Below are 23979 nucleotides of genomic sequence, written 5' to 3'. Positions count from 1 at the left end.
CAGGATGTAGTGGCCTCGGCGTTAAGGGATGCCACAACATCCAGGATCGAGCGCGATCTTGGTGGGGATTGCGGCGGGCTTACGGTGCCTTGTTCGCGGAGGTCGACGCCGGCGGGTTCGGTCCGGCTCCGGAGGGGCAGCTCAGCGCCGAGCAGATCGTCGCGCATCTGGTCGCCAACGACGAGCTGATGATCCAGGCCACCGAGGCGCTGCTGCATGGCACCAGCGATCGGCTGTGCGGGCTGGTCGATCAGCTTGGCCTGGCCGCCGAGACCCCTGTCGCGACGCATTTACGCGAGGGCTTCGACCTCATCGTCGACGAGCCGCTGCCCTGGTCCCGCACCCTGGACCTGCACATGCGGGTGCACCTGCCGAAGCATCAGTCCCAGCTGCACGTCCTCCGGTCCTGAGCGACGTCGATCGGCCGGTCGGCGCCGAAGGTCTTGCCCAGTTGAGCGTGATGTCGGTGAGTCATCACGATGACCCACAGACATCACGCTCACACCAGTGCTGCCCACCCCGCCCCAATCCCACCGCCGATCTTGCACTTTCTGTCGCGACAAAAGCCGCACAAAAGGGCAAATCCACAACAGTAAATGCAAGATCGCGGGGAGGCGGGGAGGCGGGGAGGCGGGGAGGCGGGGAGGCGGGGAGGTGCGAGGGCTGGGGGTGGGGGATCAGGGTTCGGCCAGCTCGGGGCGGGGGTGGAAGGTGCGGCGGTAGGTCGAGGGCGCTACGCCGATGCGTTGGTGGAGTTGCTGGCGTAGGGCGGCGGTGGTGCCGAAACCCGAGCGGTGGGCGATCTGGTCGACGGTGAGGTCGGTCGTCTCCAGCAGCAGTCTCGGGTGCGAGATCGATGAGGAAGATCCGCGCAACATCGGGGATGTTGCTGCCTCCCGCGCGCCCGAGGCAGCAACATCCGGGAATTTGCTCGGATCTTGGCGCCGGGGGCGCCGGGGGCGGCCGGAGGGCTCAGGGGGCGGCCGGGGGGCTCAGGGGGCGGCCGGAGGGCTCAGGGGGCGGCCGGGGGGCTCAGGGGGCGGCCGGGGGCTCAGGGGGCTGGGCGGGCGGCGGCGCTGAAGAGGTGTACGGCAAGGTCGGCGAGGGCCGTGGCGGTCTGCTCGATCGGTTCGCGGGGGAGCACGATGTGGCTGACCACCAGGCGGACGGTGGTGTCGGCGGCGAAAGCCAGTGCGGCCCGGTCCGCCCCGGGCAGGTGGTCGCCGGCCCGGTCGATCAGCGCGCCGGACGCCTCGGTGAGCACCACCTCGGCCCTGGTGGTGAGGTACGGCAGTAGCTCGTCCGAGCCGCCCCGGGCGCTGGTCAGGATCGCTGTGACCAACGGGTTAGTCCGCCGCTGTGGAGAGGGTGCGCGCGATGGCGGCGTACGCGCCGGCCCGTACGTCGGAGCCGTGTGCGAGCAGCGCGTCGCGAACGTCGCCGACGAACCGGTCCACCTCGGCGCGGGCGAGCGCTTCGGCGAGGCCCGCCTTGCTGCCGAACTCGTTGTAGACGGTCTGCCGGCTCACCCCGGCAGTGGTGGCCACTCCGCCCATCCGGACCGCGTCCCACCCGGCGGTGATGGTCCGCGCGCGGGCGGCGTCCACGATCGTGTCCCGCAGCCGCTGTCGAGGGGAGTCCGTCGATGTAGCCATGGTGGTCGAATTCTACGGTCGCACCCTCGGCCCGCCCAGCGTCGTCCAGGCCCGCCCACCGCCGTGGACCCACGCAACGCCGTGGACCCACCCAACGCGGTCTCGGGACCACTCGGGACCACTCGGAGCGGCACGGCGCGGGCGCGGAGTGCGGCACGGCGCGGCTTGGCGACTCCCGGACGCGGTGGCCGCCCGCGTGGCGCATAGGATGTGCGGTCATGGCACGCGTGCTCACTCCCCGTGCGGAGGATTTCCCCCGCTGGTACCAGGACCTGATCGCCAAGGCGAAGCTGGCCGACAACGGCCCGGTTCGCGGCACCATGGTCATCCGACCGGCCGGCTACGCCATCTGGGAGCGTATGCAGCTCGAGATGGATGCCCGGATCAAGGCGGCGGGTGCGGAGAACGCGTACTTCCCGCTGTTCATCCCGGAGAGCTACCTCAAGCGCGAGGCGCAGCACGTCGAGGGCTTCTCGCCGGAGCTGGCGGTCGTCACGCACGGTGGTGGCAAGCCCCTGGCCGAGCCGATCGTGGTGCGCCCCACCAGCGAGACGGTCATCGGCGAGTTCATGGCCAAGTGGATCGACTCGTACCGGGACCTGCCGTTGCTGCTCAACCAGTGGGCGAACGTGGTCCGGTGGGAGCTTCGTCCGCGGATCTTCCTGCGTACCAGCGAGTTCCTCTGGCAGGAGGGGCACACCGCGCACGCCACCCGCGAGGACGCCCGGGCGTACGCGCGGCGGATCCTGCACGAGGCGTACGAGGACCTGATGGTCAACGTGATCGGCATTCCGGTGGTGGTGGGCCTGAAGACGACGCGCGAGCGGTTCGCCGGCGCGACGGCCACGTACACCTGCGAAGGCATGATGGGCGACGGCAAGGCGTTGCAGCTGGGCACCAGCCACGAGCTGGGCCAGAACTTCGCCAAGGCGTTCGACATCAGCTACTCCTCCAAGGAGGGCGGCCGGGAGCACGCCTGGACCACCTCCTGGGGCACGTCCACCCGAATGTTGGGTGGGCTGATCATGGCGCACGGCGACGACAACGGCCTGCGTGTGCCGCCGAGGCTGGCACCGATCCAGGCGTACGTCATGGTCGTCAAGGATGGTGACGGCGTCGGCGCGGCGGCGGCCAAGCTGCGCGACGGCCTGCGCGACGCCGGTGTCCGGGTCGCGCTCGACGACCGGACCGACACCCCGTTCGGCCGCCGGGCCGTCGACGCCGAGCTGCGCGGCTATCCGGTACGTGTCGAGGTCGGCCCTCGTGACCTGGCCGTGGGCAACGCGACGGTGGTGCGCCGGACCGACGGCTCGAAGACCCCGACGCCGGTTGCCGACGTGGTCGCCGCGGTGCTGGCCGCCCTGGAGACCGATCAGCAGGTGCTGCACGACCAGGCGCTGGCCAACCGCGAGTCGCGCACCGTGGAGGTGGCCACCCTGGCGGAGGCGATCGAGGCCGCCGCGACCGGTTGGGCGCGGGTGCCGTGGTCGGCGGTCGGCGTGGCCGGCGAGGCGGAGGCGAACGGTCAGGGCGTCACGGTGCGCTGCCTGCTGCGCGCCGATGGTTCGGTACCGGACTCGGAGGACGAGCCCGACCTGGTCGCGATCCTCGCCCGCGCCTACTGAGGTGCGGCCGGGCAACCCTGTCGACCGGTTCGAGCCGGGCCGGCTGATCATGCATCGGAACGTGCGGCACGGCCGGATCGGGTGGGTCCGGCCGGCCCGCGTGGTCAGCGACGACGACCGGGGGTTGCTGGTCTGGATCGCCCGGGACTCGCCGGTCGCCCACGAGGTGACCGAGGCCGGGCTGGGGATGCGGGCGATGCCGTTCGCCGAGTGGATCTCGTCGACGTACCGGCTGGCGCGGGGGCGCTGGAACGGCCCGCCGCTGCTGAAGTTCCTGCCCACAGGGGCGGCGCACTCGGTCTGGTGGTTCCGGGACGCGCAGGGGCGCTTCCTGAACTGGTACGTCAACCTGGAGGAGCCGGGCGTCCGGTGGGACGACGGGCCGGTGGCCGGGGTGGACGTGGTGGACCAGGACCTGGACGTGGTCGTCCACCCGGACCTGAGTTGGCAGTGGAAGGACGAGGGCGAGTTCGTCGAGCGACTCGCCTTCGGCGCCGACTACTGGGTGACCGACGAGAAGGCGGTCCGCGCCGAGGGGGAGCGGGTGATCGCGCTCGCCGAGGCCGGCGAGTTCCCGTTCGACGGCACCTGGTGTGACTACACTCCGCCGCCGGGCTGGGGTGTACCGGACGGGTTGCCCGCCGGCTGGGACCGAGCACCAGTCCGCTGACCTGCTCCGATTACTCGGTGTCATCCTGCGGACATAGAGCGTGCGTGCGCGACGTGGCGGCCTAGGGTTCAGGCAACGTCACCACCAGTAATGGGAGACCCTCATGGTCGACCAGATCAACACCTTCTCCGACCTGCAGGCCCGCGCCGGCGTGATCCTCGCCAGGCTGAATGCCGCTCCCGCCGTCGCGATCGCGGCAGCCACGAATCCGCTGCTGGCCGTCGAGCACCTCGGCTACGAGTTCAACCCCGACACCCGTACCGGCATCGGCGACCGCATCCGACTCGGACCGACCGCCGCCGAGAAGCTCGCCGAGCTGCGTACCGCGATCGCCCGGCTTGTCGATCGTCAGGTCGACCCCGACGACGGCCCCACCGTCCGCCGGCTCCTGACCGACCTGGGCGTGCTCCCGGCCTGCCCCGACGGTGATGAACCGGACACCGACCCGCCGCGCTGGCAGCCCGGCGGCGCCGGCCCCGACCCGCTGGAACCGTTCCGGGACCGGCACCCGGTGATGGAACCGCTGCTGGAGTACCGGAGGGTTTCCGCCCGCCGGCCGAGGTTCGCGCCCCCGCGGGCCTTCGCCGCGATCCTCAGCGGTGCGGTGACCACACCGTTGACGGCGGTGACCGGCCGGCTCCAGTCGCCAGCGCCGGAGCCGGAACCCGAGACCCACCCCCGCTGACCAACAGGCGGCCCGTCGCGCGGCGACGGTCCCAGGCAACTCCCGACGTCCGGCCCGGCATCCGGCCGTCCACACCCTCCGGCCTCCACCACACCGGCCCCGAAGGGGGACCAATGGCCGACACCCATGGCTTCGAGGTCGTCATCGAGGCGACCCCGCCCGTTCTCCGCAAGGCCCTGCAGGGCGCCTGGAAGTCGGCCGAGTGTGGCGACACCAGCACCGACGAGGGACGTATCCCGCAATACCTGCCGGTCCCGGCCGGCCTCGGGATCGGCGGGTTCACCACGGCCGGCGGCCAGGTGGAGATCCCCCGGGACCAGCTCGACGCCACCCCACGGCCCGACATCGACGGTTGCGAACTCACCTTCGGCTTGATCATCCAGGTGACCGTCGCCGACCCGCCGGTGCCATCCGCGCAACTGCTGGACCTCACCGCCACCGCGCATGCCGCCGTGCCGATCGGGGTGCTGCCCGACTCGAAGAACGTGGGGCTGCGCTTTGACGGCCTGCCCCGCAGCGCGGTCACCGCGACTCTGACCAGCGGCGACCCTCTCGCCCCGAAGCTCGTGCAGATCCTCGGCGAATACGTCCACTCTGCCTACGAGAACGGCGGCCCCGGGGGCGTGCTGCATCCCGGTATCCCGGCGATCCCGCACGAGCAGGACGACACCGGGCTGGTACTGGGACTCGGCGTCGGCAGTTACACCCTCGACACCCACCTGGAGATCTACGACGACCAGGCCGACCCCGCCCACCGGATCGACGTCAGTCAGCCCGATCCGGGGCACGTCCTCATCAGCATGCCGGTCTACCTGCGGATGTTCCACATCGTGGGTAGTGGCGTGGCGCCCGCGCTGGCCGACCCGATGGCTGTGGAAACCCGGCTCGCCATCACGGTGCCGCTGGAGACCCCGCCGGGGGCGTACACGTTGCGGTTCGACACCGCGACCGTGGTCGCCGGACCGATCAACCCGGCACCCGGCATCGAGGGCACCCACTTCACCACCAACAACGCCACCCTCTTCGGATTCCTCGACAACGCGCTGCAAGCCCAGCTCAACCAGCAGGGGGCGGCGCTGGTGCACGGCTTCGGGGCGCAGAGCGTGGTGGTGCCAACCGTGGCGCAGATCGAGACGGCCATCGGCGACCTGCTCTTCGGCGACCTGGTCGGGCGGGGCTTCCTGGCACTGTGGACGCCGGAGGTCGGTGGCGAGGTGTTCGAGGCCGACACCGTCGCCACCCGGGTCTTCGCCGATCTGCTGGTGATCGCGATCAACGCCGGCGAGGGCGCCGACATCGGGGCGATGACAAACGTCGTACCGGCCGGTCGGGACTTCGCCATCCTGCTCGACGGGACGATCGTGCAGGAGAACATCGACTCCGCCCGGGTCACCAACGGTTGGGCGGACAGCGACCTGCCGCGCCGCGTCGACCAGGGCGACGACAAGGCGGACGTCCGTGAGTTGGACGTCGTACTCCGCGACGGGTCGATCCGGATGACCGGAGAGCTGACCGTCATCGACGCGATCCTCGGCAGCATCGACGTCGACGCCAGCTTCCGGGCCGACGTGGGACTGCACTGGACCCCGAGCGGCGACCTCGATCCCGACGGGGTCCAGCGGATGGACAACCACCTGATCGGCGAGCCGGACGTCGACCCCGAGGAGTCGGTCCTGTTCTGGGTCATCGCCATCATCTTGGCGATCATCAGCTTCGGCGCCGGGAGCATCCTGATCGGGGTCATCATCATCGTGATCGCCGCGGTGATCACGGCCGTGGTCAACAACATCGGCGGGTCGCGCCTTGTCGACCCGATCACCGGAGCGGTCAGCGGCATCACCGGCTGGCCGCCCGAGTTGGCCCGGATCGGGCGGGTCAGGGCTGTCTTCTTCGACCCAATCGTGATCAACGCCGACGGGCTCCTCCTCGGTGGCGACCTGGAGGTGCTCAGCTCCTGCGAGAGCACCGAGGTGCTCGCCGCCCGCAGCAGCGGGCCGTACACCGGGACGGCCCAGTCGGCCCTCCTGTTGGCCGCCGGGCACACCAGCGCCGCCGCCGGCTACACCTGGCTGACCGGCGACGGCGCGGGACCGGCCGCCACCGCGGACGTCAACCACGTCTACGCGGCCAGCGGCACCTACCTGGCGGCGCACTCGTTGACGATCAACCAGCCCGGCGGCGCCACCAGCCGCCACTTCGCGCTGGTGTACGTCGCCAACGTGCCGCCCACTGTCGACGCCGGCCCGGACCTCACCGTCGAGGAGGGTGAGGTGGTGACGCTCGTCGGCCGGTTCAGCGACGTCGAGTACGCCGACACCCACGAGACCACCTGGAACTTCGGCGACGCCCAACCCACCGAACCGGGCACGGTCGTGGAGACCAACACCCCACCCCGGGCCGAGGGCACCAGCACGGTGCGGCACGCCTGGTGCGACAACGGTGTGTACGAGGTGACCCTGCGGGTCCGGGACCAGAACGGCGGGATGGCGACGGACACCCGAACCGTGACGGTGCGCAACGTCCCGCCGACGGTCGATGCCGGCCCCGATCTGTTCACCTACCCCTGCACGGTCCTGACCCTCACCGCCCGGTTCACCGATCCCGGCTGGTGCGACACGCACACCGCGGTCTGGGATTTCGGCGACTGCACCCCGCCGCTGCCGGCCCTGGTCGACGAGACGCACGAGCCGCCGATCGGCCGGGGGACCGCCGTGCTGTCCCACCGCTACCCGGACTGCGGAACGTTCCTGACCCGGTGCACGGTCACCGACGACGACGGCGGGACAGGTGTCGACGAGTTGGTGGTCCGGGCCGTCGACGTGGTCAACCGGCATTTCGAGGACGGGTTCGCCCAGCGCACCACCGGACAGGTCGCCAACGGCTGGGAGCCATACGTGCTCGCCGGCTCGGCGGCCGGCGGCACCGGCCAGCACGCCGCGAGCAACTTCGTGGTGCACGGTGGTCGCCGGGCACAGGGGCTGGTGCCTGGGCCGCAGCAACGGGTCGGCGTCCGGCAGCAGATCGGGGCCAACCCGGGCTGGGCCTACCAGCTCACCGCCTGGTACGACCTCGACCAGGCCGACCCCTCGACCGCGCGGCTGGGCGTCGACCCCACCGGCGGCACCGACCCGACCTCCGCCGCCGTCGTCTGGAGCGACGGCACGAGCGCCCAGCGGTGGAGCCCGCTGACGGTACGCGTCGCTGCCCAGGCCGCCGCGCTGACCGTCTTCCTGGAGGCGGTGGCCGACGGGCGTGAACCCCGAAGGGGCGGCGGGCGGGTGTGGTTCGACGACGTGGACCTGCTGGCCGTGCAGCCGTACTGCCCGACGGAGCCGCCGCCGCCACGGCCGCGTGACTGCCTCGACTTCGCCGGCCGGCAGCCCGGCACCCAGTTCCCGGCGGAGTGGACGGACCACGAGTTCCTCATCCGTTCCGTGGACGGCGTCGGCCGGGTGGTCGTCGCGGTCGGGCCGCCTACCGGCGGTGCGGCCCTGCAACTCGGCGCCGGCGTCCAGGTCGGACTGCCCCACCCGGCGGACCGGGTCATCGTCACCCTGGTCAACCAGGGCGGCAAACCGGTCGAGCTGACCGCGCTCGACGACGACGGTGCGCCACTCGACCGCGTCGACGTGCCGGCGAACTCGCCTCCGGGCCCGGCGACGGTGACTCTCACCGGCCCCGGCATCGTCGCCGTCCGGATCGTCGGGCGGTCGGCCGAAGGGCTGCTGGTCCGGCTCTGCGCCGAGTACGCCGACGCCTCCGGGCCGGACGACGACTCCGCTGACGAACACGGCGACCCCACGTCGCACCCGGTTCCGATCGACCCCGCTGCGACCGGCCCGGCGCGCCGATCCGACCCGCCGTTGCGTGGCGGCTGCTGTGGCTGAGCCTGGCTCGCTCGACGCCGTCCGTGCCGTGCTGGCCGCGCACCGAGCTGACCTCACCCGACGGTTCGCCGCAGTCGGCACCGGCATCGGTCGGCCCGACCCGGCCGGACCGTACGTCATCACCGTCTACGTCACCGACCCCGTGTTGGTGGCCCGCACCAGCGAGCGCGTCGACGGTGTCGCGCTGCGCTTCGTGCTCACCGGGCCGTTCGAGGCCCGCCCAACCTGATCCATCACCCCGTTCCATCGGCAGGAGGCGGCCATGTCCAATTCCAACGACGACAGTTACGTCAAGGCCCGGGCGTTGGCCCGGGCGGCCCGTCGAGGACCACTGGCCGGGCTGCTGGGCGACCCGAACGTCAGCGGCCTCGCCTACGGCAGACGGGAGGTCAGCGGCCGCCGCACGGACGAGCCGGCCCTGGTGGTGTACGTGGTACGCAAGGTGCCGAGGCAGTTCCTACCGACCACCCGGTTGCTGCCGCGGCGGGTCTACTTCGGGCCCGACTTCGTCGAGGTCGACGTGGTGGAGACCGGCCCGTTCTTCGCCCAGGAGTTCACCGCTCGGGAACGCCCGGCGCCCAACGGGGTGAGCGTCGCGCACATCGACGTCACGGCCGGCACGCTCGGCGCGCTGGTCACCGACAACACCGACGGGTCGCTCTGCATCCTGAGCAACAACCACGTGCTGGCCAACTCGAACGCCGGGGCGATCGGCGACGCGATCGTGCAGCCCGGCCCGGCCGACGGCGGCACCGCGCCGGCCGACACCATCGCCACGCTCAAGCGATTCGTCATGATCAACGCGGCCGGCAATCGGGTGGACTGCGCTATCGGCCAGGTCTCCCAGCCCAACGACGTGGTCGACCGGGTGAAAGACGACATCTTCCCGGTGGCCAACAGCGACCACCCGGCGATCGGTCTGCTCTTCGCGGGCTCGTGCAACCGGACCCTGATCAACCCCATCGACGAGGTGCTGCAACAGCTCGACGTGACGTTTCTGAGCGGTGCGAACGCCATCGCCGGCGTCGACATCGGCAGCAATGTGGAGAAGGTCGGCCGGACCACGGAGTACACCACCTCCACGGTGACCGAGCTGGATGTCAGCGCGAGCATCGACTACGGCCCCGGCGTCGGCGTGTTGAGCTTCGAGGGCCAGATCGCCACCGCCCACCTGTCCGAGGGTGGCGACTCCGGGTCGGTGGTCTACCTGGGCGGCGAAGGTGGCAACGAGAGCGCCTGCGGCTGCGCCTCCAGCAGCACCGCCCGCCGGGTCCTGGACCGTGACGTCGACCTCGATGTGGCGGTCGAGAAGGAGTTCCGGCAGCGCTACCTGCAGCAGACCCGGGTCGGCCGGTTCGCTGTCGACACCTACTTCGCCAACGAGGACCGGCTGGTCGCCCGGGCGCGGGCGACGAAGCTCTCCGACGCCGACCGGCGGCACCTGCAGAAGCTCTACGACACCTACGCCGAGACGGCCCGCGCGGCGATGCTCCAGCCGCAGCGTTCCGAGGCGACGCTCACCACCGAGCACATCGACGAGGCCCGCAAGACGCTGCGCCGCTTCGCGGACCGGTTGACCACCGAGGAACTCTCCGCCGCCGAGGAGGTGCTGGCGCTGGCGAACGACGCCGTTGGTCGTACTCCGATGGAGATCCTGCGGATGCTCGACGACGAGCAGCTGCTGCAGAAGGCGCAGGAGTTGGTCGAGCGGGTGCCCACTCTGTGCGCTCCGGGCAGTGGGCGGCGCGGCGACGGCGGCTGTGGCTGCGGTGGCGGTGGGAGCGCCGGTCACGGTGGGTGACGCACCTGAACTGGACTGGCTGGCCAGCGCCCGTACCCGGGAGGCGCTGGCCGGCCTGGACCGGCGGATGCGGGACGCCGTCGCAGCGTCGGACCCGGCGCTGTGGGCGATGGCGACGGCACTGCAGCGCCGAGGTGGCAAGCGGATCCGTCCCGCGCTACTGCTGGTCGCGGCCGAATTCGGCACCGTCCGTTCGGCACATCTGCTCGACGCCGCCGCGGCGCTGGAATTGCTGCACCTGGCCTCGCTCTACCACGACGACGTGATGGACCGCGCCGTCACGCGGCGGCACGGCCCCAGCGTCAACGCCGAATGGGGCGAGCCGGCGGCCGTCGTCGCCGGGACCTTCCTGGTGGCCCGGGCGATCGCCCTGCTCGCCGCCTTCGACGACAGGTACGGCCGGGAGGCGGCCGCGGCGCTGGTCGCGCTCTGCACCGGGCAGCTCCGCGAGACGGAGAACGCGTTCCACACCGGGCTGACCGAGGCGGAGCACCTGGAGATCATCGCCGGCAAGACAGCGACCCTGTTCGAGTTGCCCTGCCGGTTGGGCGCGCTGCTCGCCGGGGCGCCGCCGGCGACCGTCGAGGCGCTGGCCGGGTACGGCCACGACCTCGGCGTCGCCTTCCAGCTCGCCGACGACGCGCTCGACGTGCGCGGCAGCTACGCGGCGCTCGGCAAGCGGCCACTGACGGACGTGCGAGAAGGGATCTACACCATGTCGGTGCTGCGCCTGCTGGCCCGCGACACACCGGCGGCCGGCCGGGTACGCGACCTCCTGGAAGTACGCGAGCCCACCCCGGCGGAGCTGGCCGAGGTGGCGGAGCTGGTCGTCGCTTCGGGTGCCGTGGACGAGGTCCTCGCCGAGGCCCGGAGCCGTGCCGCTCGGGCCGCCCGGCGACTCGACCCGCTGCCGCCCGGCCCGGCCCGGGACTCGCTGGTCCGACTCGCCGACTACGCCGTCACCAGGGCCGGTTGAGATGGCTACGCCGGACCCGCCGATGGTCCCGGACCGGCTCGACGGCTTCGACGCGGTCGTCGTGGGCGCCGGCCCGGGCGGCGCCGCCGCGGCCTACCGGCTGGCGGTGCTGGGCCGCCGGGTTCTGCTGATCGACAGGCGCGAGTTCCCCCGCGACAAGTGCTGCGGCGACGGCCTGACCCGCAGCGCCGTACGTCTGCTCGCGGACATGGGAGTGCTCGACGAGCTGACGGGTGCCCAGCGGGTCGGCGGGGTGCGGATCCGGATGCGCGGGCGGGGCGGTCGCGACTTCCACTACGAGGACCCCGACGGCACCGGGTACGGCATGGTGGTGCCCCGGCTGGAGCTGGACGCGGTGCTGTGCCGGCGGGCGGTGCGCGCCGGCGCGGTGCTCTGGACCGGGGCACGTGCCACCCGGCTGCTCGGCGGCGCCGCCGGGGTCCACGGCGTGCAGGTCGAGTACGCGGGCCGCCGTTTTCCGGTGCGTGCCCCGGCTGTGGTCGCCGCCGACGGGGCCTCTTCGCGGCTGGCTCACCAGGCCGGGTTGCGTAGCCCGGACCGGGAATGGACCGGGTTCGCCGTCCGGGGCTACTTCACCCAGATCGCGGACCTCGACGAGTTGCTGGAGATCCACCTTCCGCTGGCGGACGTCACGGACCGGCGGGTGCTGCCCTCCTACGGCTGGGTGTTTCCGGTCGGCGACGGGACGGCAAACGTTGGCGTGGGCCTCTTCGACCCGACCCACCGGGAGAACGTCCGAGTGCTGTACGAGCGTTTCGTCACCGAGCTGGTGGCGACCGACCACCGGTTCCGGGCGGCCCGTCCGGCCGGACCGATGACCGGTGCGCCACTGCGGTTGGACTTCGACCCGTCCCGGTGCGGTGTGCCAGGGCTGCTGCTGGTCGGCGACGCGGCGGGGCTGGTGAGCCCGTTCACCGGTGAGGGCATCAGCTTCGCCCTGGAATCGGGCCTGCTCGCCGCCGACCGGATCGACACGGCACTCCGCCGCGCCGAGACGGGACCGGTGGACCCGGCTCCGTACGCTCGGCAGCTCGCCGCCCGGCAGTCCGGCTACTTCGAGACCGGCCGGTACTCGGTGCGCCGCTACCTGCTCGCCTGGCGGGTGCTCGACGCCACCTTCGACGACGACCGGCCACTGTTCGCCCTCTGCCGCCGGCTGGCGCTCTTCCCGGACGGGGCGCGGGCGGGTGTCCTGCTGGACCCGCTGCCCCAGCCAGCTCCGGGCCTCGCCCGTGACCTGCGGCGCGATCTCATGGCGGTGGGCGAGCTGCTGGCCGGCTGCGTACGCGAGGACTGGCCGATGTTCGTCCGGCTCGGCGGGGTGGACGAGGACCTGTCGACCCTCTCGCTGCGTCCGGCGGTGCTGCTGCTGGTCGCCGCGGCGGTCGGGGGCCGTGAGCATCCGCTTCGGCACGCCCTCGCCGCAGCTGTTGACCTCGGTTTGCTCGCCGGGCTGGCGGTGGACAGCGCCCGGGAGGAGCCCCGGTCGACCGGGCCCCGACCGACGCCGTGGGGCAACCGGTTCGCGGTGTTGGTCGCGGACTTCCTGTTGGCCCGTGCGTACGAGTTCGCCGCGCAGGGCGGCGGCCCGGTGGTCGCCGAGTTCGCCGAGGCGTTGACAGTGGCCTGTGAAGGTCGGGCTCAGGAGTTGCGCGACGACCCGTCGTCGGGCGGGGGAGCCGGCGGTGCCGTCCTGGCCGGGCGCGCCGCCATCGCGTTCGAGTTGCCGTGTCGGCTCGGCGGCCGGCTCGGAGGCGCCCGGGTTCCGGTGGTGAACGCGCTGGCCACGTACGGTCGTGAGGTCGGCGCGGCCCACGCCCTCGGCGAGCAGCTTCGGGAGCTGGCAGGGGCGTCCCGGTGGGGTGGGGCGGCGCAGCCCGGGGCGGTTGCGCCCGACGACCCCCGGGTGGCCGGTCTGCTCGGCCTGATCGCCGAACACGCCCAACGGGCGCGAGAGGCGCTGCGGATCGTGCCCGCCGGTCCGGCCCGCGAGCTGCTGGGTTGGCTGGCCACCCCCGGGTTGCCGGGCCCCGTGGACCCCGAAGGCAGAGTGATGTCGGTCACGTAGCGGCGTCGGGCGGGCCGGTCTGGGGCTCCGGTGTGAGTGATCGGCGCTTCATCTGGCAGAATGGGTCGCTGGTATCCGGCGCGCGTCCGGCGCCCTCTAACCCAGGCGCGTTGCCAGTCCACCGAGTAGTCTCCGGCCCAACCCCACGGGTCCGGTCGGCGCTCACCCATGCACACCGCCCGTTTGGGCCGGTGAGATCGCAACAGGAGCGAAACAACTGTGGCCGTAAAGATCCGGCTCCTGCGGATGGGCAAGATCCGCAACCCGCAGTACCGCATCGTCATCGCCGACTCGCGCACCAAGCGCGACGGTCGGGCGATCGAGTTCGTCGGGATTTACCAGCCCAAGGAAGACCCCTCGATCATCGAGGTCAAGTCGGAGCGGGTCCAGTACTGGCTGTCCGTCGGCGCCCAGCCGAGCGAGGCGGTGCAGCGGCTGCTGGAGCTGACCGGTGACTGGCAGAAGTACAAGGGCCTGCCCGCCCCGCCGCCGCTCCTGGTCGCCCCCGAGCGGGCCGACCGCAAGGCGGCGTACGAGGCTGAGGCGAAGGCCGCCGCCGGGCTCGCCCCGGAGACCCCGGCCAAGCCGGCCAAGAAGGCCGCCAAGGCTGCCGAGGCTCCGAAGACCGAGGCTCCGAAGACCGAGGCTGCGAAGACCGAGGCGCCGAAGACCGAGGCTGCGGCTGAGGCTCCGACGGCCGAGGCGCCGAAGACCGAGGCTCCGGCCGAGGCCCCGGCCGCTGCCGACGCCGGTGAGCAGGCCTGACATGCCACTGCGTCCGGCGTTGGAGCACCTGGTCAAGGGCATCGTCGACCACCCGGATGACGTCCGGGTGCGGCTTGTCGATTCCCGTCGGGGCAAGCGGCTCGAAGTCCGCGTGCACCCCGAGGACCTCGGCACTGTGATCGGGCGGTCCGGCCGGACCGCCAAGGCGCTGCGCCAGGTGATCGGCTCCATCGGCGGGCGCGGAGTCCGCGTCGACATCGTCGACTCGTACTGATGCAGCTCGTCATCGGCAGGATCGGCAAGCCGCACGGTGTCCGCGGTGAGGTCACCGTGGAAGTGCGGACCGACGAGCCCGAGGCACGGTTCGCCCCTGGCACAGTGCTCCGCACTGAGCCAGGGGCGACACCCCCTCCAGCCACCGACGAGCCCGGCGTGCCGTTCCGGGTTCCGGCGGAGCTGACCATCGAGGAAGCCCGCTTCCACCAGGGCCGGGTGCTTATCGCGTTCGACGGCATCCTGGACCGCAACACCGCCGAGGCGCTGCGTGGGACGCTGCTCGTGGTGGACAGCGCCGACGTGGCCCCACCGGACGACCCGGAGGAGTTCCACGACCACCAGCTGGTCGGGTTGGCCGTGGTGACCCCCGCCGGCGAACGCCTGGGTGAGGTCGCCCGCATCGACCACGCTCCCTCGTCCGACCTGCTGGTGTTGCGGCGCCCCGAGGGGCGTACCGCGTTGATCCCGTTCGTCCGGGCGATCGTTCCGGAGGTCGACCTGGCCGGCGGACGTGTGGTCGTCGACCCGCCAGCCGGACTGCTCGACCTTTAGGACCAGCCCGCATGCGCGTCGACGTCGTGTCGATCTTTCCGGAGTACTTCGCCCCGCTGGACCTGTCGCTGATCGGACGGGCGCGGGCCAACGGCGTACTCCAGCTCGCCGTGCACGACCTGCGGACCTGGACCCACGACGTGCACCGCACTGTCGACGACACCCCCTACGGCGGCGGGCCGGGGATGGTGATGCGCCCGGAGCCGTGGGGTGAGGCGTTGGACGCCCTCGCGCCGGTCGACGCCCCGCCGCCCCGGCTGCTGGTGCCGTCGCCGGCCGGTGCCCCGTTCACCCAGGCCATGGCGTACGAGTTGGCGGCCGAGTCGCATCTGCTCTTCGCCTGTGGCCGCTACGAGGGGATCGACCAGCGGGTCCTGGCGCACGCCGCCACCCGGATGCCGGTCACCGAGGTGTCGCTCGGTGACTACGTGCTCTTCGGCGGCGAGGTCGCGGTCCTGGTGATGCTGGAGGCGGTCACCCGGCTGCTGCCGGGGGTGCTGGGCAACGCGGGCTCGTTGGACGAGGAGTCGCACGCGCACGGGCTGCTGGAGGCGCCGATCTACACCAAGCCGCCGAGTTGGCGTGGGCACGACGTGCCGGAGGTGCTCCGCTCCGGTGACCACGGCAAGATCGCCCGCTGGCGGCGCGAGGAGGGTCTGCTGCGGACCGCGGCCCGCCGTCCGGACCTGCTGGCCGCGCTGCCCGCCGATCGGCTCGACAAACGGGACATCGCGGCCCTCGACCAGGCCGGATTTCAACCTCCGCCGGGGGATGTGGCAAAGTAGTGGGGTTGCCGCATCCGTCCGCGCCCGCGGTCGGCTGCGAGGATCCCCGACCGGGGGTCGGTCCGCCGATCACCACCCGGGAATCAGAATCACCCACCCGCGCACCGAGTGACGGTGCGCCGTGAGCCTTACGAGGACGCAGCGATGAACATCCTGGACGCCCTTGACGCCCAGTCGAAGCGGACCGACCTTCCCGACTTCCGGGCCGGTGACACCGTCAAGGTGCACGCCCGCGTCGTCGAGGGCAACCGGTCCCGTGTCCAGATCTTCCAGGGCGTCGTGATCCGCCGCCAGGGTGACGGTCTGCGCGAGACCTTCTCGGTCCGCAAGGTCAGCTTCGGTGTCGGCGTCGAGCGGACCTACCCGCTCAACGGCCCGGGCATCGACCGGATCGAGATCGTGACCCGCGGTGACGTGCGTCGCGCCAAGCTCTACTACCTGCGCGAGCTGCGCGGCAAGAAGGCCAAGATCAAGGAGAAGCGGGAGAAGCAGCCCAGCTGACTTCCCGCTCGCCACGCTGCCCGAGCTGCGCGTATGCCGTACCGACCAGAGCGCACTACCCTGGTCGGTACGGGCGCAGCGAGGTAGCGGTCCCGCCCACGTGGCGGGCAGTTGTCCACTACCGCCCGTGGAGCCTCGACGAGGCTCCCGGGCGGTGGTGTTTCTGCGGACCGGGGAGTGGCGTGGTGCAGACGCTTGACGAGGACGGCACCGTCGATCCGTGGCGCCGACGGGCTCGCCGCACCCGCCGGCAGATGCCCCTCTGGCAGGAGTTGCCGCTGCTGCTGGTGGTCGCGTTCTGCCTCGCGGTGCTGATCCGGACCTTCCTGCTCCAGGCGTTCTTCATCCCGTCCGGCTCGATGGAGGACACCCTCCTCGTCGGTGACCGGGTGCTGGTCAACAAGGTCGTCTACGACGTTCGTGACCCGCTGCGCGGCGAGGTGGTGGTCTTCCGGGGCACCGACCGCTGGGCGCCGCAGGTCGACGATCAGCCGAAGCCCGGTGTCGCCGGCCGGCTCACCCGGACCGTCGGCGATCTGATCGGGGTGAGCCGCCCCGGTGAGAAGGACTTCATCAAGCGGGTGATCGGTCTCCCCGGTGACCGGGTCAAGTGCTGCGACAGCCAGGGGCGGGTCACAGTGAACGGCACGCCGCTCAATGAGCCGTACGTCCTGCGGGACTCCCCACTGGATCTGCCCCCCAACCCGTCGGAGTGTCGCTCCCGGCGCTTCGACGAGGTCGTCGTGCCGCCCGGTCAGATCTTCGTGATGGGCGACCACCGTGAGGTCTCCCAGGACGCGCGTTGCCAGGGGCCGGTGCCGATCGAGAACGTGGTCGGCCGGGCCTTCATGGTGGTCTGGCCCTCGTCGCGGTGGAGCGCGTTGTCGGTGCCGCCGACGTTCGAGGACGTGTCCGGGTCGGCCACGGCGTCCCCCGCTGCGCCTCCGGTGCGACCGACTCCGGAGGGCGGTGTGCTGCTGATGCTTCCGCTGGCAGCCGCACTACGCGGTTCCCGCGCGTTCCGGACGGTGCCGTCCAGTCGGGCAACGTAGGCTCCTTGGCGTGATTGACGAGCAGACCGACAAGCCCCGCAGCTCCTTCTGGAAGGAGCTGCCGATCCTGCTGGGTGTGGCGATCCTGGTCGCGGTGCTGGTCCGCGCCTTCGTGCTGCAGACCTTCTTCATCCCCTCCCCGTCCATGGAGAACACTCTCAAGATCGATGACCGGGTGCTGGTCAACAAGCTGGTCTACGACTTCCGATCACCGCACCGGGGCGAGGTGATCGTGTTCAAGGCCCCGACCGAGTGGAGCGGCAACCCCGACGGGGAGGACTTCATCAAGCGGGTGATCGGCATCCCCGGCGACCACGTGGTCTGCTGCGACCCGGAGGAACGGTTGATGATCAACGGCAAGTCGTTGGACGAGCCGTACATCTTCTCCATGGACGGGATTCGCGACAAGCCCGCCGACCAGGAGTTCGACATCACCGTGCCGAAGGGTCGGCTGTGGGTGATGGGCGACCACCGGTCGGCCTCCGGCGACTCGCTGGAGCACTGGCAGCAGTCCCAGCAGAACATCACCGAGGCCACGATCCCCGAGGACTCAGTGGTCGGGCGGGCGTTCACCGTCTTCTGGCCGGTCAACCGGGCCACCTGGCTCACGGTGCCCGACGGGTTCGACGGCATTCCCAAGCCGTAGGCAGACGGGGCGTGGGCGATCCGTCGTCGGTCTGGCAGGCTGGTGCGGTGACCGTGAGCGCGAGGAGTGAGCTTGCGAGCCCCGCAGGCGCGAGCAGTGGCGACCGTGCCTACACCCCTCGACGTGCGGCCCGCGTGCTGCTCGTCGACGCGGCCGGCCGGGTCCTGCTGTTCGAGGGCTTCGACCCGGCCCGGCCCGAGCACCGCTACTGGTTCACTCCCGGCGGCGGGCTCGATCCGCTGGAGTCCCCAGCGGCGGGCGCGGCCCGGGAGTTGGCCGAGGAGACCGGCCTGCGGCTCGACCCGGCCGAGTTGGGTGAGCCGGTCTGGTCCGACGCGACCGAGTTCTCCTTCGACGGCGTCTGGTACCGCCAGGAGCAGGACTTCTTCCTCTTCCGGGTGGACTCCTGGCTCGTGGACACCACGGGCTTCAACGACATCGAGCGGCGCAGCATCGCCGACCACAACTGGTGGCGTCCCGACGAGTTGGTGGCCAGCGGGGACCGGTTCTACCCGCCCGAGTTGCCCGCCCTGTTGACCCGGCTCGGGCTGTCGACCACCGCCGGCCAGGACGAGGCGTCGTGCTGACCCCGCCGCGCACCGTGGTGCGCCGAGAGGCCGGCCTGTACGCCCTGGAGCGGGCGTTGCAGCGACGTGGCTTCCGGCACGTCGCCGGTGCCGACGAGGCGGGCCGCGGTGCGTGCGCCGGTCCGCTGGTCGCCGCCGCGGCGGTGCTGCCCGAGGGGCGGCGCGGCGAGGTCGAGGGGCTGGCCGACTCGAAGCTGCTCACCCCGGCCAGCCGGGAACGGGTGTACGCGGAGGTCGTGGACCGCGCGCTCGCGTACGCCGTGGTGGTCATCCCGGCCGAGGAGGTCGACGCCCGCGGCCTGCACGTGTGCAACCTGGCCGCGATGCGCAGGGCGCTCGCCTCGCTCACCACCCGCCCGGAGTACGTGCTGACCGACGGCTTCGGCGTGGACGGCCTGGGTGTTCCCGGGCTGGCGGTGTGGAAGGGCGACCGGGTGGCCGCGTGTGTGGCGGCGGCCAGTGTCCTGGCCAAGGTCACGCGGGACCGGCTCATGGTGGAGCTGGACGGGGTCTTCCCGGCGTACGGCTTCGCCGAGCACAAGGGCTACATCACCCCGGAGCACTCGGCGGCGCTGCGGGAGCACGGGCCGTGCCGGGAGCACCGGTTCTCGTACGTCAATGTCGCCGCGGTCTCCGGCCGCGACGGCCGGCCGCCGCGTGCTCGACGGCCCGGCGGCCACCGCCCGGATGAGCCGATGGAGCGCTCGTGGGCGTCAGGGGGTACCGTCGGCGTGGCGTTGGGCGAGCAGCCTCGGCCTCCGACGCCGGTGGGGGAAGATGTGGCCATGGAAGGCGGAGTGCGATGAGCGCGGAAGATCTCGAGAAGTACGAGACCGAGATGGAGCTGCAGCTCTACCGGGAGTACCGCGACATTGTCCGCCAATTCTCCTACGTGGTGGAGACGGAGCGCCGGTTCTACCTGGCCAACCAGGTCGACCTGCACGTGCGTAACTCCGACGGCGAGGTCTACTTCGAGGTCGAGATGCACGACGCCTGGGTGTGGGACATGTACCGTCCTGCCCGCTTCGTGAAGAACGTCCGGGTGATGACCTTCAAGGACGTCAACGTCGAGGAGTTGGAGAAGCCCGACATCTCGCTGCCCGCCGACTCCGGCTTCGGCGGCTGAGCGCACCCGAGCCGCCGGGCCGTGCCACGGGCCCCCCACCCGTGGCGTGACACCCGCCGCCGATCACTCGGCCGGCACCACGACCTCGACCCGCTGCACCATGTTGTTGGCGAAGCCGCCACGGTTCCACTGTTGCTCGACCGGCTGGGTCCGCCCGGACGCGTCGGTCGCCCGCGCGCCGAGCACGTACCGGCCGGGGTCGGCTACCCACTCGTATCGCCAGCGCCGCCAGGCGAAATCGCCCGCGTCCGTCGGGTCCAGCTCGGCCGGCGCCCAGCTCTCCCCGCCGTCGGTGGTCACCTCCACGGCGACCACCGGGGCGTGCCCCGACCAGGCCCGACCATCCAGAAGGCATGGGCCGGGTCGCAGCACCCGGCGGCGGGACATGAAGTCGGGGAAGCCGGGCGGGCGGACCACTGCCCGCGGCTCGATCCGCGTGACCGGCACGCCCGGATCGTCGGCGTCGCGGCGTACCCGGTAGGCCACCGCGTTCTGGTACCCCTCGAACGGCTCGGTCCGCAGCTCGACGGAGTGGACCCACTTCACGTGCGCCATGCCGTACCAGCCCGGCACGATCAGCCGTAGCGGCGCGCCGTGCTGCGGCAGCAGGGGAGCGCCGTTCATCTCGTACGCCAGCAGCACCTCCTCGCGCAGCGCGTCGGCGACCGGAAGCGCCCGCTGGTAGTCCTGCTCGACCCCGCGCTCCACACCGTGATCGGCGCCGGTGAAGACCACGTCCACCGCGTCCGGGTCGATGCCCGACTCCCGCAGCAGCGGTGCGAGGGGGGTGCCGGTCCACTTGGCGTTGCCGACCGCCTCGACCAGCCAGGGCTGACTGACCGGCCGGGGGTGCAGCAGGGCTCGTCCGTTGCCGGCGCACTCCAGGGTCACCTGTCGGGTGACCCGTTGCCGCTCGCGCAGGTCGGCGAGGGTGACAGTCAGCGGCCGGTCCACCGCCCCGCCGATGGTCAGCGTGTGCGTCGCCGGGTCGAGCTCCGGGATGTCGTAGTGGATCAGCAGGTAGTGCAGCCCGGCCGGGGTGACGTCGTAGCGCAGCGCCTCCAACGGAATGCCGTGGTTGCGGGCCGCGAGCTGCAACTCCTCGGCGCTGATCGCCTCGTCCGGCTCCGCGAGCCGGGACGGGCCGCTCACGTCGGCCAGCGTCGGCTCGCGGGAGGACGGCTTCCGGTCATCGAGAGTGGTCATGCGGGGCCTCCCCGGTACAGACGGCGGCACCCGCCGTACCCGGCCCAGCCTAGGCCCTGCGCGGCGGCCCGAAAACGGCAGCGGAAGTGCGGCGGCCTTGGCGCGACGGGCCGTGGACGGCGTTCGGCGGCCCCGGGCATAGCAGATCATCGGAGCCGTCGGGTGGTCGTCCACAGCGCCTCCGGTTGTCCACAGCCGCGTCGGCGGGGCTGGCGGTCGGCCCGGCCTCGGCCGGAGGCTGCCGTCATGCGACAGCCACCCGTCCGTTCGATCCGCCGCACGGTGCTGCTCTGCGCCGCGCTTCCGCTCGCACTGACCGTCCAGCTCTGCGGGCTGGCGGTGCTGGTAGCGGCGGCGCCCGGCCAACCACCGACCCCGACCATGCCGGTCGCGGTCCTGGGGGAGCCGGTCGCCGCCCCGACGCCCGCCGGACGGTTCCGCTGGCCGGTCGACGGGCCACCCCGTCCGGTTCGCCGGTTCGACAGGCCGCCGCGACCGTGGCTACCCGGGCATCGCGGCGTCGACCTGGCCGCCCCCGCCGGAGCGGTGGTCCGCAGCGCCGGGCCGGGCACCGTGCTCTACGCCGGCCTGGTGGCCGGTCGACCGGTGGTCACCGTGGGGCACGCCGACGGGCTGCGGACCACCCACGAACCGGTCCAACCCGGCGTACGCCCCGGCCAGCCGGTCGCCGCCGGCGCACCGCTGGGCGAGCTGCTGCCCGGGCACCCGGGTTGCCCGGCCGAGGCGTGCCTGCACTGGGGCCTGCGCCGGGGCGAGGAGTATCTCGACCCGCTGGCTCTGCTCGGCCTCGGCCCGGTGCGCCTGCTCCCGGTCGGCCCGGTGCTGTTGCTCGCGGTAGGTCCGGTCAGCGCTGGGCGAGCAGTGCCGGCAGCCGTGCGGCCAGCCGTTCGTACTCGTCGGCGGCGTTGTAGACCTGGCCGGTGAGCCGCAGCCACCCCCGGCCGCTCCAGCTCATCACCGCCACCTCGGCGGCGAGCCGCGCACCGATCCGCGTCTGCAACGCCCGCGCCGCGTCGATCGTGCTGCCCAGGCCGAGCGGCAGCGGGATGAGACGCAGAGCCACCCCCGGCCCGCCGGGGTCGGGCAGGTCGGCGGGGTCCACCCCCAGAGCGTCCCCCACCACCCGCTGGCCGTACGCGGCGAGCGCGGCGTTGTGCGCCCGCACCCGGTCGACGCCGAGGCTGCGCATCGTGAACAGGCCCGCCGGGGCGGCCAGCCAGGGCGTGTAGTCGAGAGTCGCCTGCCACTCGAGCCGGGCCGGGAAACCCGACTCCTGCTCCCAGGACACCACAAGTGGCTCGATCCGGTCCCGCCACTGCGGTGCCACCGCCAGCAGGGCCGTGCCGCGCGGCGCGTACGCCCACTTGTGCAGGTTGCCCACCCAGAAGTCCGCGCCGATGCTCGCCACCGGGGTGGTCAGCATGCCCGGGGCGTGCGCGGCGTCCACCAGGACCGGCACGCCCTGTTCGCGGGCCACCCCGACGATGGCGGCGGTCGGGAAGAGCTTGGCGGTGGCCGAGGTGAGCTGGTCGACGACGAGCAGCCGGGTCCGCCCGGGGCGCAGGCCGTCCCGGATGCTCTGCACGATCTGCTCGTCGGTGGCGGCCAGGGGGATCGGCAGGACCCGGCTGACCGCGCCGGTACGGCGGCACTCGCGCTGGATGGCCAGGCTCACCGCCCCGTACCCGTGGTCGGTGCTCAGCACCTCGTCGCCGGCCTGCAGGCCCACCGACTGGAGCACCACGGCGACGCCGGTGGTGGTGTTGCCCACCAGGGCGCTGCCGTCCGGGTCGGCGCCCAGGAACCCGGCGAGGTGCCGGCGGCTGTGCGCGATCCGGTCGACGAGCCCCTGGGTGAAGAAGCGCAGCGGGTTCGCCTCCATCTCGTCGCGCAGCCGCTGCTGGGCGCGCTGCACACCGATCGGCACCGCGCCGAACGAACCATGGTTGAGGTGGCTGACCGCCGGGTCCAGGGAGAAGAGCAGGCGGGCGCCCGGGATCGGCTCAGGGGGCTGCGGGACGCTCACGTGATGATCGTAACCGCCGCGCTCGCGCACCCTCCGGCCCTTGATCAGGCGCGCGTGCGGGCCCTCCGGCCCTTGTCTAGGCGCGCGGGTGCGCCTGCCGGTACGCGGCGCGCAGCCGCTCGACCGACACGTGGGTGTAGATCTGCGTACTCGCCAGCGACGAGTGACCGAGCAGCTCCTGCACGGCGCGCAGGTCGGCGCCACCCTCCAGGAGGTGGGTGGCCGCGGAGTGGCGGAGATCGTGCGGGCTGGTCCGGGGCAGCCCGGCCGTCTCGGCGTACGCACCGACGATCTGACGCGCCGTCGTCGGGTTGAGTCGACCGCCCCGGGCGCCCAGCAGCAGCGCGTCGCCGGAGCGGGCGCTCACCATCGCCGGGCGGCCCCGGCGCAGCCAGTCGTCCAACGCTCGCTGGGCGGGCACCCCGTACGGCACCGAGCGCTCCCGCCCGCCCTTGCCGAACACCCGGATCACCCGCCGGCCGTGGTCGACGTCGCCGACGTCCAACCCGCACGCCTCGCTGACCCGTACGCCTGTGGCGTAGAGCAGCTCCAGCAGCACCCGGTCCCGCAGCGGCACCGCCGCGGCGGCGGCACCCGCCCCCGGCTCCGCTGGCGGGTCGCTGGGTGGTGCCCGTCGGGCGGGCGCCTCGACCAGCGCGGCGGCCTGGTCGGCGCGCAGCACGCTGGGCAGTTCCCGGTGCGCGCGAGGGCTGGCCAGCGCGGCGCCCACGTCGGCGGGGAGCAGCCCGGACCGATGTGCCCAGGCGCTGAACGCCCGTGCCGACGCGGCCCGCCGGGCCAACGACGTGCGGGCCGCACCGGTGGTGCGCTGCCGCGCCAGCCAACTACGCAGCACCGACAGGTCCAGCTCGGCGAGGTCGACGCAGCCCATCCGGACGGCGTGGTCGAGAAGCGAGACGAGATCGGTGACGTAGGCGCGGACGGTGTGCGCCGACCGGTTACGGACCCGGGACAGGTGCTCGGCGAAGTCGTCGACCGCGTCGCGCAGCGCCGGCGGGAGTGCCTGGTGCATGGCCCGGGTGCCCCGGTCGGGCCGACTCATCGTGGCCGCGCCAACGTGCCGGCC

General features: G+C 72.3%; 24 protein-coding genes and 1 pseudogene. 20 read left to right on the top strand and 5 right to left on the bottom strand.

Features of this window, described 5'->3' with window-relative positions:
* Window positions 1–38 precede the first annotated feature (38 nt).
* Window positions 39–410 (top strand): hypothetical protein, encoded by a 372-nt coding sequence (locus tag IW248_RS18385; protein ID WP_196930262.1) that lies wholly within the window; start codon window positions 39–41, stop codon window positions 408–410.
* A 267-nt stretch (window positions 411–677) separates the two neighbouring features.
* Here IW248_RS18385 and IW248_RS18380 read toward each other — a convergent pair whose 3' ends face one another.
* Together IW248_RS18380 and IW248_RS18375 are read right to left on the bottom strand one after the other, a co-directional pair.
* Window positions 678–878, bottom strand: coding sequence for a helix-turn-helix domain-containing protein (locus tag IW248_RS18380; protein ID WP_372432554.1), 201 nt, complete (start codon window positions 876–878; stop codon window positions 678–680).
* 173 nt (window positions 879–1051) lie between these two features.
* Window positions 1052–1655: pseudogene (locus tag IW248_RS18375) on the bottom strand (TetR/AcrR family transcriptional regulator).
* A 218-nt stretch (window positions 1656–1873) separates the two neighbouring features.
* Between IW248_RS18375 and proS the strand changes: the two are divergent.
* From proS to IW248_RS18285, 18 genes are all read left to right on the top strand, one after another.
* Window positions 1874–3280: a proline--tRNA ligase gene (gene proS, locus IW248_RS18370; protein ID WP_124817715.1), complete on the top strand. Its 1407-nt coding sequence runs from the start codon at window positions 1874–1876 to the stop codon at window positions 3278–3280.
* Window positions 3281–3329: 49 nt separating this feature from the next.
* A complete protein-coding gene (locus tag IW248_RS18365) occupies window positions 3330–3950 on the top strand; it encodes a ribonuclease FAU-1 family protein (RefSeq protein ID WP_196927982.1) in 621 nt (206 codons plus the stop codon).
* Window positions 3951–4053: 103 nt separating this feature from the next.
* Window positions 4054–4635 (top strand): hypothetical protein, encoded by a 582-nt coding sequence (locus tag IW248_RS18360; RefSeq protein ID WP_196927981.1) that lies wholly within the window; start codon window positions 4054–4056, stop codon window positions 4633–4635.
* A 113-nt stretch (window positions 4636–4748) separates the two neighbouring features.
* Window positions 4749–8522, top strand: a complete 3774-nt coding sequence (locus tag IW248_RS18355; RefSeq protein ID WP_196927980.1) for a PKD domain-containing protein — start codon at window positions 4749–4751, stop codon at window positions 8520–8522.
* Window positions 8515–8751 (top strand): hypothetical protein, encoded by a 237-nt coding sequence (locus IW248_RS18350; protein WP_240639042.1) that lies wholly within the window; start codon window positions 8515–8517, stop codon window positions 8749–8751. The genes IW248_RS18355 and IW248_RS18350 overlap by 8 nt, the downstream gene beginning before the upstream one ends.
* 33 nt (window positions 8752–8784) lie before the next feature.
* On the top strand, window positions 8785–10323 hold the full coding sequence (locus IW248_RS18345; protein ID WP_196927979.1) for a hypothetical protein: 1539 nt from the start codon (window positions 8785–8787) through the stop codon (window positions 10321–10323).
* The gene (locus tag IW248_RS18340) at window positions 10316–11299 is read left to right on the top strand and encodes a polyprenyl synthetase family protein (protein ID WP_196927978.1); all 984 of its coding nucleotides are present in this window, start codon (window positions 10316–10318) and stop codon (window positions 11297–11299) included. Before IW248_RS18345 ends, IW248_RS18340 begins: the two co-directional genes overlap by 8 nt.
* Before the next feature lies 1 nt (window position 11300).
* Window positions 11301–13388: a geranylgeranyl reductase family protein gene (locus IW248_RS18335; RefSeq protein WP_196927977.1), complete on the top strand. Its 2088-nt coding sequence runs from the start codon at window positions 11301–11303 to the stop codon at window positions 13386–13388.
* A 219-nt stretch (window positions 13389–13607) separates the two neighbouring features.
* Window positions 13608–14153: a 30S ribosomal protein S16 gene (gene rpsP, locus IW248_RS18330; protein WP_196927976.1), complete on the top strand. Its 546-nt coding sequence runs from the start codon at window positions 13608–13610 to the stop codon at window positions 14151–14153.
* Window positions 14128–14388: an RNA-binding protein gene (locus IW248_RS18325; RefSeq protein ID WP_186718042.1), complete on the top strand. Its 261-nt coding sequence runs from the start codon at window positions 14128–14130 to the stop codon at window positions 14386–14388. Before rpsP ends, IW248_RS18325 begins: the two co-directional genes overlap by 26 nt.
* A complete protein-coding gene (rimM, locus tag IW248_RS18320) occupies window positions 14388–14942 on the top strand; it encodes a ribosome maturation factor RimM (RefSeq protein WP_196927975.1) in 555 nt (184 codons plus the stop codon). Before IW248_RS18325 ends, rimM begins: the two co-directional genes overlap by 1 nt.
* Before the next feature lie 11 nt (window positions 14943–14953).
* The gene (trmD, locus tag IW248_RS18315) at window positions 14954–15727 is read left to right on the top strand and encodes a tRNA (guanosine(37)-N1)-methyltransferase TrmD (RefSeq protein ID WP_124817732.1); all 774 of its coding nucleotides are present in this window, start codon (window positions 14954–14956) and stop codon (window positions 15725–15727) included.
* A gap of 144 nt (window positions 15728–15871) precedes the next feature.
* Complete coding sequence (gene rplS / locus IW248_RS18310; RefSeq protein ID WP_007456548.1) at window positions 15872–16228, top strand: 50S ribosomal protein L19; 357 nt, start codon at window positions 15872–15874, stop codon at window positions 16226–16228.
* Between the two features lie 182 nt (window positions 16229–16410).
* Window positions 16411–17280: a signal peptidase I gene (gene lepB, locus IW248_RS18305; RefSeq protein WP_196927974.1), complete on the top strand. Its 870-nt coding sequence runs from the start codon at window positions 16411–16413 to the stop codon at window positions 17278–17280.
* A 10-nt stretch (window positions 17281–17290) separates the two neighbouring features.
* A complete protein-coding gene (gene lepB / locus IW248_RS18300) occupies window positions 17291–17926 on the top strand; it encodes a signal peptidase I (RefSeq protein WP_124817736.1) in 636 nt (211 codons plus the stop codon).
* Window positions 17927–18060: 134 nt separating this feature from the next.
* A complete protein-coding gene (locus IW248_RS18295; RefSeq protein WP_372432762.1) occupies window positions 18061–18513 on the top strand; it encodes an NUDIX hydrolase in 453 nt (150 codons plus the stop codon).
* Entirely contained in the window at window positions 18507–19319 is an 813-nt protein-coding gene (locus tag IW248_RS18290) for a ribonuclease HII (RefSeq protein WP_196927972.1), read from the top strand. Before IW248_RS18295 ends, IW248_RS18290 begins: the two co-directional genes overlap by 7 nt.
* Window positions 19316–19639, top strand: a complete 324-nt coding sequence (locus IW248_RS18285) for a DUF2469 domain-containing protein (protein WP_007075222.1) — start codon at window positions 19316–19318, stop codon at window positions 19637–19639. The genes IW248_RS18290 and IW248_RS18285 overlap by 4 nt, the downstream gene beginning before the upstream one ends.
* Before the next feature lie 63 nt (window positions 19640–19702).
* Here IW248_RS18285 and IW248_RS18280 read toward each other — a convergent pair whose 3' ends face one another.
* The gene (locus tag IW248_RS18280; RefSeq protein ID WP_196927971.1) at window positions 19703–20845 is read right to left on the bottom strand and encodes a sulfite oxidase; all 1143 of its coding nucleotides are present in this window, start codon (window positions 20843–20845) and stop codon (window positions 19703–19705) included.
* Window positions 20846–21091: 246 nt separating this feature from the next.
* On the opposite strand from IW248_RS18280, the gene IW248_RS18275 reads away from it, so the two are divergent.
* Entirely contained in the window at window positions 21092–21790 is a 699-nt protein-coding gene (locus IW248_RS18275; RefSeq protein ID WP_231396348.1) for a murein hydrolase activator EnvC family protein, read from the top strand.
* Here the strand turns inward: IW248_RS18275 and IW248_RS18270 are convergent.
* Window positions 21711–22892 (bottom strand): aminotransferase class V-fold PLP-dependent enzyme, encoded by a 1182-nt coding sequence (locus IW248_RS18270; RefSeq protein ID WP_196927970.1) that lies wholly within the window; start codon window positions 22890–22892, stop codon window positions 21711–21713. The two genes, IW248_RS18275 and IW248_RS18270, sit on opposite strands and share 80 nt — an antisense overlap.
* A gap of 76 nt (window positions 22893–22968) precedes the next feature.
* On the bottom strand, window positions 22969–23955 hold the full coding sequence (locus tag IW248_RS18265) for a tyrosine recombinase XerC (RefSeq protein WP_196927969.1): 987 nt from the start codon (window positions 23953–23955) through the stop codon (window positions 22969–22971).
* Window positions 23956–23979: the final 24 nt, after the last annotated feature.

Origin of the sequence: Micromonospora ureilytica (assembly GCF_015751765.1) — a bacterium.
GTDB classification, from domain to species: Bacteria; Actinomycetota; Actinomycetes; order Mycobacteriales; family Micromonosporaceae; genus Micromonospora; species Micromonospora ureilytica.
This window is presented reverse-complemented; position numbering and strand designations above follow the sequence as displayed.